Origin of the sequence: Solibacillus sp. FSL K6-1126, assembly GCF_038003445.1 — a bacterium.
Classification (GTDB): Bacteria; Bacillota; Bacilli; order Bacillales_A; family Planococcaceae; genus Solibacillus; species Solibacillus silvestris.
Genome location: NZ_JBBOPD010000001.1, coordinates 1,154,815 through 1,167,338, shown reverse-complemented (window position 1 = coordinate 1,167,338; position 12,524 = coordinate 1,154,815). Strand labels below are relative to the sequence as shown.

The 12,524-nt window shown below is 40.5% G+C and carries 11 protein-coding genes; all 11 read right to left on the bottom strand.

Annotated features, from left to right (window positions below):
- Positions 1–20 precede the first annotated feature (20 nt).
- Positions 21–1,001, bottom strand: a complete 981-nt coding sequence (locus MHH44_RS05565; RefSeq protein ID WP_008403321.1) for a TRAP transporter substrate-binding protein — start codon at positions 999–1,001, stop codon at positions 21–23.
- Positions 1,002–1,190: 189 nt separating this feature from the next.
- Positions 1,191–2,177: a LacI family DNA-binding transcriptional regulator gene (locus tag MHH44_RS05560; RefSeq protein WP_340797999.1), complete on the bottom strand. Its 987-nt coding sequence runs from the start codon at positions 2,175–2,177 to the stop codon at positions 1,191–1,193.
- Between the two features lie 181 nt (positions 2,178–2,358).
- Positions 2,359–3,603 (bottom strand): signal recognition particle-docking protein FtsY, encoded by a 1,245-nt coding sequence (ftsY, locus tag MHH44_RS05555; RefSeq protein WP_340797998.1) that lies wholly within the window; start codon positions 3,601–3,603, stop codon positions 2,359–2,361.
- Positions 3,600–7,181 carry a chromosome segregation protein SMC gene (gene smc / locus MHH44_RS05550; protein ID WP_340797997.1) on the bottom strand — a complete coding sequence of 1,194 codons (3,582 nt, stop codon included), beginning with the start codon at positions 7,179–7,181 and terminating at the stop codon, positions 3,600–3,602. The genes ftsY and smc overlap by 4 nt, the downstream gene beginning before the upstream one ends.
- A 1-nt stretch (position 7,182) precedes the next feature.
- Complete coding sequence (gene rnc / locus MHH44_RS05545) at positions 7,183–7,944, bottom strand: ribonuclease III (RefSeq protein WP_008403326.1); 762 nt, start codon at positions 7,942–7,944, stop codon at positions 7,183–7,185.
- A 203-nt stretch (positions 7,945–8,147) separates the two neighbouring features.
- Entirely contained in the window at positions 8,148–8,384 is a 237-nt protein-coding gene (gene acpP, locus MHH44_RS05540; protein WP_008403327.1) for an acyl carrier protein, read from the bottom strand.
- A gap of 278 nt (positions 8,385–8,662) precedes the next feature.
- A complete protein-coding gene (gene fabG / locus MHH44_RS05535) occupies positions 8,663–9,409 on the bottom strand; it encodes a 3-oxoacyl-[acyl-carrier-protein] reductase (protein WP_008403328.1) in 747 nt (248 codons plus the stop codon).
- Positions 9,400–10,353: an ACP S-malonyltransferase gene (gene fabD / locus MHH44_RS05530; protein WP_008403329.1), complete on the bottom strand. Its 954-nt coding sequence runs from the start codon at positions 10,351–10,353 to the stop codon at positions 9,400–9,402. Before fabD ends, fabG begins: the two co-directional genes overlap by 10 nt.
- 25 nt (positions 10,354–10,378) lie before the next feature.
- A complete protein-coding gene (gene plsX / locus MHH44_RS05525) occupies positions 10,379–11,374 on the bottom strand; it encodes a phosphate acyltransferase PlsX (RefSeq protein WP_340797996.1) in 996 nt (331 codons plus the stop codon).
- Entirely contained in the window at positions 11,371–11,943 is a 573-nt protein-coding gene (gene fapR, locus MHH44_RS05520) for a transcription factor FapR (RefSeq protein WP_008403331.1), read from the bottom strand. The genes plsX and fapR overlap by 4 nt, the downstream gene beginning before the upstream one ends.
- Before the next feature lie 116 nt (positions 11,944–12,059).
- Positions 12,060–12,479 (bottom strand): VOC family protein, encoded by a 420-nt coding sequence (locus MHH44_RS05515; RefSeq protein WP_008403332.1) that lies wholly within the window; start codon positions 12,477–12,479, stop codon positions 12,060–12,062.
- Positions 12,480–12,524 lie beyond the last annotated feature (45 nt).

Sequence of the window (12,524 nt, the reverse complement as noted above, 5' to 3'; positions counted from 1 at the left end):
CGTTTGCCCTCCCCTTTGTTTTACTTAACTAATGATTGAATCTTCTCTAAATTCTCTTTAAATTGCTCGCCGTATTTTGTGTAGATCGGTTGAACAGCTTCTTGCCAAGGTGTGACATCATCGATGACAGTAACTGTATTTCCGGCATTTTTTGCTTCACGCAAAGACTCTTCTTCCAACTCTGCCCACGCTTTTCGTTGCACTACTTGTGATTCCAGCGCCGCTTCCTTAAAGATTTCCTTATCTTCATCGGATAACGTATCCCAGAATGCTTTCGAAGCCGTCAAAACTTCGGGTACACCAGAATGTCCATCCATCGTTATGTACTTGGCCACTTCGAAATGATTCGTCGTGTAGTAACTCGGGAAGTTGTTTTCAGCCCCATCAATTACCCCTGTTTGAATAGCCGAATACACTTCACCATAGGACATTGCTGTGGCAGATGCCCCTAATGCCTCAACCATGTCAATATTTAAACTTGATTGCTGAACTCTTATTTTTAGCCCCGCTAAATCTTCCGGTGATTTTACTTCCCGGATTGCATTATAGAAATGACGATTTCCGGAATCGTAAAAAGCCAGACCTTGTAAATTTGATTCGCTTAATCCATCTAATAATGTCTCGCCGATATCACCATTCAATACTTCCCACTTATGTTCATCATCTGAAAACAAGTATGGTAAGGATAAAACACCTAATGACTCCGAGAATTCCATTAAAGGACTGCCATTAACTCGCGCCAGTTCAATTGCCCCAACCTGCATTAATTCAATGGCACTCTTTTCGTCACCAAGCTGTCCTCCTGTGTAAACTTCCACTTTATAACGTCCATTTGTTTTTTCTTCAATTAATCTCGCAAATTCATAATCGCCGACTGAAGTAGGATAATCATCTACCTGGTTCTCGGCTAAAATGATTGTTTGTGCTTCTTCTGAAGAATTACAAGCAGTTAAAAATATAGTTAATGCAAGTAATAGCATTAAAACCCCTTTTGTTTTCATCATTTCTCCCCCTTGTATGCGTTTACATTAGCTAAAACGTTTTAGTAAAACGTTTTATTAAAAAATAATAAATTATCTTCCAAACATTTGCAAGGACTATTCTTAATTTTTAGAATATTATTCTTAAAAAATAATATTCTATAATTTAAGAGGACCTGTTCTTATACAGTTCCTCAATCGTTATCATTTTTATACTAAAATGGGATCAAAACGGTATGCGGATAATAATTCTTCTGTGTAGCCGCTTTTTTTGATTTGAAGAAACAAATGAACGGCTTGTTTGGCCATTTCTTCTGTTGGCTGTTCAATCGTTGTCAATTTTGTAGACATAAATTTAGCTAATGGCATTTCGTCAATTACGGCAATACCGATCTTCGCTAAAAAATCCGGAGCATGTTCTTTTAAATAATGTAAAATTGCGAGCAGCATGCGGTCATTTCCGGCAATGATACCGTCGAGGTTGACTTCTGTAAGCAACTGATTGAACTGATCAGGCAGGTTTTCTGCTGAAGTAGCAATTATTTGGTGTTCTCCATAAGCTAACCCCCTATTATTCATTGCCTTGCGGAAACCTTCTAGCCTTTCGACACGTGGCGTAATATTTTGTTTGATCGAGCCCGCCACAATAGCTAAATTGCTATACCCTTTATTTAACAGTTCTCCAACTGCCAGATCGATTGCTTTTTCATTATTCAATAGAACACTTGGAATTTTCACATCGGCAATCATACGATCTAAAAATACAACCGGTATATTACTGTTATATAAATAGTCATACAAATCTTTGTTGTTGCCAGTAGGGAAAAGAATAAACCCTTCTACCTGCTTTGCGAGCAGCAAATCAATATGTTCACGTTCCAGTTGCGGATTATCATTTGCATTGCACACAATGACTTGAAAACCGTGCTGCTGAAACTGACGCTCTAAATGATGGACGATATGCGTAGTAAACGTGTACATAATATTGGCAACTATAATCCCTATTGTTTGTGTACCTTTGTTTTTCAGGCTTCGTGCTAAAATATTTGGTCGATAGCGTAGTTTTTCAACGGCTAACTGGATTTTTGCCCGTGTTTCAACACTCATGTACTCATAGCGCTGATTCATAAATTGTGAAACAGTACTGACCGAAACATTTGCTTCCTTAGCAACGTCGGCAATTGTTACTTTTTTCATTTTTGACTCCTTTTGTAAAAGTTTACTAAAACGTTTTGGTAAAGTTTATCATGTCAAAAGATAATACGAAATGCAACCCCTCAATTTAGAATTAAAAGAAAAATCAGTCGATTGACTCATTTCTCAACAAAAAAGCAATTCGTAAAATGAATACGAATTGCTTTTTGAATATAATAAATCATTACTCTTCTGATTTTTTAAGTTCTTTTTCAAGTCCCTCGGCAAATAAACCGTATACATAACGTTCTGCGTCGAATGGCTGCAGATCGTCCATTTTTTCACCAAGTCCTACAAATTTCACCGGGATGTGCAGTTTATTGCGAATTGCCAATACAATACCGCCTTTTGCCGTACCATCCAGTTTTGTTAAAACAATACCAGTTACATTTGTTGCCTCTTTGAACATTTGAGCCTGAACAAGCGCATTTTGGCCTGTTGTCGCATCCAATGCGAGCAATACTTCATGCGGTGCATCCGGAATTTCACGAGAAATTACACGGTGCACTTTTTCAAGTTCGTTCATTAAGTTGACTTTGTTTTGCAGACGGCCGGCTGTATCGCAAATTAAAATATCGACACCTCGGTTTTTGGCTGCACGAATGGCATCATACATTACTGCTGCCGGATCGGAACCTTCTGACTGTGCTATGACTTCTACACCGACACGGTCACCCCATACTTGCAGCTGCTCAATGGCACCGGCACGGAAAGTATCACCCGCTGCCAGCATCACTGATTTCCCTTCTGATTTTAAACGGTGGGCCAATTTACCGATTGTCGTTGTCTTACCGACACCATTTACACCAACAAATAAAATAACCGTTAAATCTCCGCTCTGCTGAATATTTAATTCTGTTAAATTTTCTTCGCCAGATTCATAAATTTCAACAAGCTTTTCAGATATAATCGCTTGAATTCCATTTGTATCTTTAATGTTTTGACGCTGTACTTCAAAACGTAATTTATCCATTAATTCCATCACGGTCTCAAAGCCTACATCCGCTTGCAGCAATACATCTTCAAGTTCTTCAAAGAAATCTTCATCCACTTTACGGTAACGTGCAACTAAATCATTTACTTTAGAAGTGAAAGAATTACGTGTTTTTTCTAATCCCGCTTTAAACTTCTGTGTAATCGACCAGGCAGACTCTTTTTGAGGTTGTTCCACAACATCAGTGTCCGATTGATTCGATATCACGTCTTCAACAGGTTGAATTTCTTCAATTGCCGGCTGTTCAATTGTTTCTTCCTGTTCTTTTTCAACAATTTGTTCAGAATTAGGATCTTCTTCCTCGACAGTTTCAATTAATCGATTTTCTTCCTGTACTTGTTCGTCAAGCGGTAACAAATCCACCTGTTGATCTTGTTGTTCTTGTTGTTCACTATTACCTGCCAGTTTTTCTTTCAGTCGCTTAAAAAAACTCATCTTCCGCCACTCCCTTGCGCTACTAATTCAGCATGTTCTTCCAGTTTTACTGATACAAGTTTCGATACACCTGACTCTTGCATTGTAATACCATACAGAACATCTGCCCCTTCCATCGTGCCTTTACGGTGCGTAATGACGATGAATTGAGTATGCTCACTAAATTTACGTAAATATTCACTATAACGCACAACATTCGATTCATCCAATGCTGCTTCAACCTCATCCAAAATACAGAATGGTACAGGTCGCGTATTTAAAATCGCAAACAATAAAGCAATAGCCGTTAATGCTCGTTCTCCGCCGGAAAGCAGACTTAAGCTTTGTAGTTTCTTCCCTGGAGGCTGGGCAATAATTTCGATGCCTGTCTCTAACATATTATTAGGATCCAACAGCACCAGATCAGCTGTACCGCCACCAAACAGCTCTCTAAAGGAAATGACGAATTGCTTGCGGATTTGTTTAAATGTTTCACTGAAACGTTCTGTCATTTCTTCATCCATCTCGCCGATTGCTTTGTGCAGCGTATCTTTTGCAGCGACCAAATCTTCGCGTTGTTCACTTAAAAATGTATAGCGTTCCTGAACACGCTCATATTCTTCAATCGATGTTAAATTGACTGGACCTAGTTCCTCGATCGATTGCTTCAACAGCTTTACTTTCCGTCGAACTTGTTCTTCGTCCTCTATGCCGATTGCTTCTTCTTGAGCAGATAAAATATCAAGTTCATATTGCTCGAGCAACTGCTCTTGCAAACTATTCATTTCAAATTCAATTCGGCTGCATTTCAGCTCCAATGCACGCAATGCATCGACATAGCTTTTGTGTACTCGCTGTATTTCCTGCAGGTGGATTTCATTTTCCGTAACTTGCTCATGCAAAGTAGAACGCATTGTACGGTTCTTTTGAATAATTTCTGTTAACGCGTCTTTTTTCTCCGTCCATTCGACAATTGTTTGGGCCAATTCTTCTGCAGATGGCCCGTTTAAGCCATCTTCAGATTCCACCCAGTCGATTTCCCGGGAAATTTTTTCGACATTTGCCTGTGCTTTTGACAAATTCAGTTCAATTCCTGCAATCGATGCCTGTACTTGCGTTAATTGTTCTTGTGCAACAGCAAGCTCAGATCTTTGTTGGGCCAACTGTTCACGCAGCACATCTTTTTGTGTTTCACTCTGCGCCTTAGTAAGTGTCAGTTCATCAACCGTTTGCTGAATTTCCTGTAATTCTTTACTTAATTCGGCTAATCGTGATTGTGCAGCTGCCTGTTGTTCATTTAAAGATTCTTTACGTGTCGATAATGAAGTTTGCTCCGACTGCGTAATCGTTACAGTCGTCTGCAGGTTCTTTACAATCATATCGAGCTCCATAAGCTTCGCACGGTGGATTTGCTCTTGTTCACGCAATGATTCACCTTGCAGCTTCATCTCTTCCAATGAATGTCGTAATGCTGCAATCTGTTCTTTCTTCGTCGCTACCGTATGCTCTGCAGAATGGATTGTTGTTTCCATTTCCCCTAATGTTGATACGAGTTTGTCGAGTTCCGCTTTTCGCGAGAACAATGAACTTTGCTGTTTTACGGCACCACCGGTTAAGGAACCACCAGCATTCACGATGTCTCCTTCAAGTGTCACAACCCGGTACTTAAATCCGCATAAACGGGCAATTTGACTCGCGCCTTCTAAAGAAGATGCAACTAGTACATTACCTAAAAGGTTCTCAATAATTGTAGTATTTTCTTGTGAATAATTCACTAATTCATATGCTAAGGCAACATATGCAGGATGTGATTGAATATCACTTAATTGCTGTGCATGAATCTTCCGAGAGCGCATGACTGTTTTCGGTAAAAATGTTGCACGGCCTGCACGTTTTTGCTTCAACCAGCCAATTGCTTTTTGGGCATGTTGTTCATTATCAGTCACAATATGCTGTGAAGCTGCGCCTAATGCTGTTTCAATTGCCTGTGAGTATTTCGCCTCGACTTGAATCAGCTCGGCAACCGCACCTTCAATCCCTTGCAGTTCTTTACGATCCCGCGCTAAAAGGACTTCCTTAACACCATGGAAGAAGCCTGAAAAATCAGCCTCAAGTTCAGCCAATGTTTCTTTACGTGCCTTTAATTGCTGATGATGCTGATAAGCTTTATACAATAATGCTTGCTTTTCATCTAAATCGGCAGTCGCTGATTTTAACTGAAGCTGCATGACATCAAAATGACCAAGCTGCTCTTTCACAGACTGTTCTGCCTGTTCCAGCGCACGTTCTGTCACTTCTTTTGCAACGAGTGCTTCAGTCAGTTCTTTTTGAATTTCTGATGAACGACCTGTCATTCGCTCAACAGATGCCTGTTCCTGCGAAAGTTGCTGGTCGATATGCTTTAATTCATTTTTTACTGTCGCTTCTTCGTTCAGCAAGTTAATATACGTATTTTTCGCATCTTCAATTTCTTGTTCGATTTCCGAAGCAGAGCGTGTTAAAGCTTGCTCTACTTGCTTTAACGTTGAACGAATTTCAGTTACGATTTTTTGCTTTTCCGTAAACTGACCTCGTTTTTCCCGTTCAGCCTCTTGCAGATCTTTTACCGTATTGGATGCTTCCGTTAAGCTATCACGTAGTTGCTGAATTTGTTTTTCGGCATTTGAACGCTTTTCGTTAAATAGCGCTTTACGCCCTTCCCAACGTTCTACTTCTGCGCTCGCTTCGACAAGCTGCTCTTGAGAACTGTCCAGCACTTCATCAATCGCTTTTAACTCCGTACGCATTTTGCGCAATTGCTGTTCAACTGTCGCAATTTCCGTTGCATGTTCTTTTTCGGTTGCTGTTAATTTGCGCTGCTCTTCGGTATAGCCTTGCAATACTTTCCCGCTTGTACGGATATCATGAACCATTAATGCTATATCAAAATCTTTCAGTTCTTCTGTCATCCGCACATAATCTTTCGCACTGGAAGCCTGAATTTTCAATGGCTCCAGGCGCTGGTCGATTTCATGCAAAATATCGAGAACCCGATTTAGATTTTCATCTGTTTCAACAAGTTTATGCTCCGCTTTTTTCTTGCGCAGCTTATATTTTAAAACACCTGCAGCCTCTTCAAAAATACTGCGGCGGTCATCTGGACGGCTGTTTAAAATTTCATCAACTCGTCCTTGGGAAATAATTGAAAAGGCTTCTTTCCCAAGCCCCGAATCCATAAACAAGTCTGTAATATCCTTCAGGCGACACTGCTGGTTATTCAATAAATATTCACTCTCGCCCGAGCGATAGACACGTCTTGTCACACTTACCTCTGTATAAGGTATTGCCACTTGTTCATCTGTATTATCTAAAACAAGTGTAACTTCCGCAAAGTTCAGTGCTCTTCTCGATTCACTTCCTGCAAAAATAACGTCTTCCATTTTGGCTCCACGCAGGCTTTTGGCAGACTGCTCTCCTAATACCCACCGGATTGCATCTGTTACATTACTTTTCCCACTACCATTTGGTCCTACAACTGCAGTAACACCAGGTACAAAATCGATCCCGATTCGTTCGGCAAATGATTTAAAGCCTACTACTTCGAGTCTTTTAAGGAACATGTTATTCCTCCTCTTGCTTTGACTGCTTAAGCATTAGCATGGCACTTTGCGCTGCTTGCTGCTCAGCCTCTTTCTTTGATTTTCCACGGCCAATACCTAACTCTTGGCTGTTTAACAATACGCGTGAAACGAATGTTCGATTATGTGCTGGACCTTTTTCATCAACTATTTCGTAATTTAAAAGGCCGTTATTTGTTTGTTGAATAATTTCTTGTAATTGACTTTTAAAATCCATCACATGCGAAAAAGCACCGACTTCAACTTTAGGGAATACGACACGTTCTAAAAATGCGACAACAACTTCTAAACCTTGATCTAAATAAAGGGCTCCGACAAATGATTCAAATACGTCAGCAAGCAATGCCGGACGTTCACGACCACCTGTTAATTCTTCGCCTTTACCTAATAATACAAATTGTCCGAAGTTCAATTCGTTCGCAAAAACAACTAGTGATGGCTCACATACGATTGATGCACGTAATTTCGTAAGTTCCCCTTCGCTCATATGCGGAAATTTTTCAAATAAATATTTTGATACAGATAACTCTAATACAGCGTCCCCTAAAAATTCTAATCGTTCGTTGTCCGTAAATAATTTGCGGCGATGCTCATTCACATAAGATGAATGTGTAAATGCTTGATATAATAAATCTTTATTCTGGAAATGAATGTTCATTTCGTTTTCTAAAATTTCAAATTGTGATTTTACTTTTTCAGGGAGTACACCGGGTTTCTGGTTGTTCCCTTTTTTTCTATAGGTCATGTAATTCTGCCTTCCTTCTAGTTTCTATCGTTTAGTTTACCTTGTTCTATAGCATTGTGCAAAGGGTATCAGTCAAAAACCTATCAAATTTCACTATATTTATTCAGCCCAATAGAAATGGCAATTTAACGAAATTTTCAGACGTAAAAAAGGCTGTACAAAAGTCGTTGTGACTTAGTACAGCCTGGTGTTTTATAAATGAATTAGCTAATTTTGCTTTCGATGTATGAAATTGCATTACCAACTGTTGCAATTTTTTCTGCATCTTCATCAGAAATTTCCATATCGAACTCATCTTCAAGTTCCATTACTAACTCAACAACGTCTAATGAATCTGCACCTAAATCCTCACGGAATGATGCTTCTAATTTCACTTCGCTTTCGTCAACGCCTAAACGGTCAACGACTACTTTTGAAACACGCTCAAATACTGTAGACAAATCAGTCACCTCCCCTCAATGCATGCTACTTTAATAATATCACTAACAATGCTTTCTACTACTAACAAGCGAAATTAGAGCTCGCTTTCCACGGGCGTGAGGCCAACACGATGTTGGTCACAAAAGCGTTGCCACAGGACGTGGCGCTCTTAGCTTTTGTTCCTTGTCTCAGGCATCACGCTTATCCCGCAGGAAGCTCGCTTGTAGCGAAAGGCATCGCCGGCAGCTACACTCGGCCCTTCACTCCAATCAACTAGATGGCTTATATTTAAATAATATTAAGCCATTACCATGCCGCCGTCTATTTGGAGCGTTTGGCCTGTAATGTAGTTGGAACTATCTGATGCGAAAAATACGACAGCTTTTGCGATATCTTCCGGTTGACCTAGTTTTGCCAACGGAATTTGTTTTAGCATACCTTCTTTCAAATCCTCCGGTAAGCCTTCCGTCATTTCCGTTGTAATAAAACCTGGTGCAATTGCATTGACTAAAATATTACGAGACGCAAGCTCCTGTGCAGTTGTTTTCGTCAGACCGATCACCCCCGCTTTTGCCGCTACATAATTAGCCTGTCCAGCATTTCCGGCAACCCCAACGATTGAAGAAATATTAATGATGCGACCTGCACGCTGTTTCATCATTTGACGCGTAACAGCTTTTGTACAAAGGAAAACACCTTTTAAATTCGTATTGATGACATCATCCCATTCGTCATCTTTCATACGCATTAATAAATTATCGCGAGTGATGCCCGCATTGTTTACTAAAATGTCGATCGAACCATACGTATCAAGCGCTGTTTTCATTAAATTCTGCACAGAATCCGTATCTGCCACATTCGCCTGTACGGCAATTGCTTCGCCGCCATTTGCTTTAATTTCTTCTACAACTTCCTGCGCCTTTTGCTCGCTCCCGCTATAATTGACAACGACTTTTGCCCCTTCACTTGCCAATTGTAATGCGATCGCGCGGCCAATGCCACGGGATGCCCCTGTTACGACAGCACATTTCCCTGTTAAACCCATTGTTTCCACTCCTTTGATGCCTCAACAACTTGTGTCAAACTCGCCTCATCATATACACAGTATGTTTGTACATTGCGGTCAATTTTTTTCACTAAGCCTGATAATACTTTTCCTGGTCCGCACTCGATAAAGACCGTTACCCCTTCAGCAATAAGCTTTTCAATGTTTTGTTGCCATTGTACTGAGCTTGTTACTTGGGCTACCATTTCTTCTTTAATCGCTTCAACAGTTGTTAAGAGCTCTGAAGTCACATTGCTCATTACCGGAATGTTTGGTTCCTGTAATGGTAAATTTGCTACCGTATTCTTTAAATTATGTGCCGCTTCCTGCATTAATGAACTATGGAAAGGACCGCTTACGACTAATGGTAAAGCTCGTTTTGCTCCTGCTTCCTTCGCTCTTTTACATGCTTCGTCAACACCTTGTTTCGTCCCTGAAATCACAATTTGGCCCGGACAGTTGAAGTTCGCTACTTGAACGACTTCTCCTTCAGCGGATACTTGCTGGCAAATGGCGTCTAGTTTTTCTCCGTCTAACGCCAATATAGCTGCCATTGCTCCTTGACCTGCAGGTACTGCCTCGTCCATAAATACACCCCGTCTATGAACCGTTTGAACTGCATCTTCAAAATCAATTACTCCTGAAATGACAAATGCACTGTACTCTCCTAATGAATGTCCCGCAGTATATTGCGGTGCAATACCAGCTTCAATCAGCTTATTTGCGATCATCACCCCTGATGTCAATAAAGCCGGCTGAGCATGGTATGTCAGTGTCAATGTTTCTTGTGGACCGTTTAACATATAGTCCGACAATGGAAGGTTTAACACTTCGTCCGCTCGTTTATAATACTGTTTGCTTACTTCATCATTCGCAACAAACTCCGCACCCATCCCTACAGTTTGTGAACCTTGTCCTGGAAAAATAAAAGCAATTTTTGTCATTTGATAATCCCCTTTGTAAATACGCTTATTCTGGCTTTGGCAATTGCTCGATTTTTTCGGCAATTGTTTCGCATACTTTATGCTCTACCATAATTGTCGCTTGACGAATCGCACTGTAAATCGCACGTGCATTCGATGAACCATGTGCTTTAATAACAGGTGCTTTCAGGCCGAATAAAGCCGCCCCACCGTATTCTGTATAGTCCATTTTACCTTTTAGCTGTTTTAAGTCATTCTTTACTAATGCAGCAGCAATTTTCGTTTTTGTCGTAGCAAATAATGCTTCCTTCAACATTTTGAATACCGTGCCTGCCGTACCTTCGATTGTTTTCAGCACCATATTGCCTGTAAACCCGTCCGTTACGACCACATCAGCGACCCCATTCAGCAATTCTCGTGCTTCTACATTGCCTTCAAAGTTAAAATCCGCTTCTTTTAATAATGTAAATGACGCTTTAGTTAATTCATTCCCTTTTTTATCTTCAGTACCGATATTTAATAATCCAATTCGAGGTGCTTTTTGACCGCGAACTTGCTTCACATAAATATCTCCCATAATTGCGTACTGTAATAAGTTTTCAGGTTTTGCATCTGCATTGGCACCTAAATCAAGCATAAGGAAACCGTCGCCATTCATTGTCGGTAAAGTTGTTGCTAATGCAGGACGCGCTACTCCATCAATACGTCCTACTTTGAAAAGTCCGCCTGCCATTAAGGCACCAGTATTCCCTGCCGATAAACAAGCGTCCGCCTTTCCTTCAGCAACTGCATCCAGCATACGAGCCATTGAAGAATCTTTTTTGCGGCGTACTGCGCGTGCCGGATCGTCCTCTGCCTCTACAACTTCACTACAATGAATAACCGTTAAGCGTTCGTGATTTTTTAAATATGGCGCCATTTTCTGTTCATCGCCATATAGATCAATCGTTAATTTCGGAAAATCTTCAAGCGCCATAAAGACTCCTGCTATGATTGCCTGTGGTGCGTTATCTCCGCCCATACCATCTACTGCTATTTTCATGTTGTTTCTTCACCTTTCATCCGATACATTTCAAACTCTCCCTTGAAAACTACTTCATTATCAACGGAAGAAGTCACTTCGATAAATGTACGGTTTTTATCAGGGTTTTTCCCTTTTACAACAGCCTTCGTTACGACACGATTGCCTGCACGAACCGGCTTTACGAAAGCTACATTTGATTTTACAGTAAGGGCAAGCTCATCATCAATTACTGCAACCGCCAAAGAATTGGCCTGTGCAAATAAATGGTGACCGCGCGCTATGCCGTTGCGCTGGAAAACATGTTCTTCTCCAACATCAAATATTGAAATTGCCCGATTATCCAGCTCTATATCAATAATTTCACCGATGACCTCATCAAGTGGCAACGATTTTACTTCATCATATTTTTTAGCAGCAACATCTTTAATACGTTCACGCAATTCCGGAATAGCGAGTTCCATGCGATCCAATCGAATTGTTTGAACGCTCACATTAAATTCAGCTGCTAATTGTTCATCTGTCACGAAAGGATTGTCTGCGATCTGTTCAGTCAATAACGACTGTCGCTCTTTTTTGGAACGCTTCATCGTATTTGTTACCTACCTTTAATTTTCTAAAAGATTAGTATTAGCACTTGGTACTAATATCAATATACATGTATAAAAAAAAGAACGCAACAACTTTTTGTTGCGTCCTTGAAATCTTAAGCTTCCAAGCTTAGCTGCCACAGCACACCAAACTTATCTGTTACTTGCCCATAGCACTTGCTCCAAAAGGTCTCCTGTAACTCCATTACGATCTTTCCGCCTTCTTTTAAACCATCGAAAATAAATCGGATTTCCTGCTCGTCTTTTGACGTATAGGCAATACTGATATTGTCCCCTACCGTCACTTGCGGAGAGCCCGGATACGTATCGGAAAACATCATTTGACCTTCCTCCAGTTCAATTTGTGCATTCATGACCAAATCTTTTGCTTCTGGCGGAATAGGGTGTTCAGGATTTGGCGGTAATTCTCCAAATGTTGAAATCGTTACACTTTTGGCATTAAACAGTTCTGCATATAACACTACTGCCTCTTTTGCTCGTCCATTTAACACAAAATACGGATACATGTTTCCCATCTTATTACCTCTTTTCAGCATTTTTAAGTAGCCTAAATAGTTTTC